General features: G+C 52.5%; 1 protein-coding gene. It reads right to left on the bottom strand.

Annotated elements, in window-relative coordinates:
- The coding region (locus tag E1163_RS29970; RefSeq protein ID WP_221417840.1) for a hypothetical protein at nucleotides 1–265 on the bottom strand (265 nt) is incomplete at both ends.

Raw genomic sequence — 265 nt, 5'->3', positions numbered from 1 at the left:
CTTTCCGGTCAGGATATCAGGGTAATGGGTCACACACTGCCATACCAGCGCGGCATAGCTGGACAAAGAGCTGTGGGTGCCCGACAAGGATGTATGTTCTTCGGATAATCTCGATAGTGACTGAACGCTAACGCGTTTGCTGGTCTGGAGGGTTCCTTCTGATAGCTCAAGGTATCCGGCTCCAACCAGGATATCCAATAGGGCATCATAAAGACGCGAATATTCTTCGATGATCCCCAGGCGGGACTTCAGGCCGATCGCGGTA

The sequence above is a fragment of the Fulvivirga kasyanovii genome, assembly GCF_009711405.1.
Lineage (GTDB): Bacteria > Bacteroidota > Bacteroidia > Cytophagales > Cyclobacteriaceae > Fulvivirga > Fulvivirga kasyanovii.
This window is presented reverse-complemented; position numbering and strand designations above follow the sequence as displayed.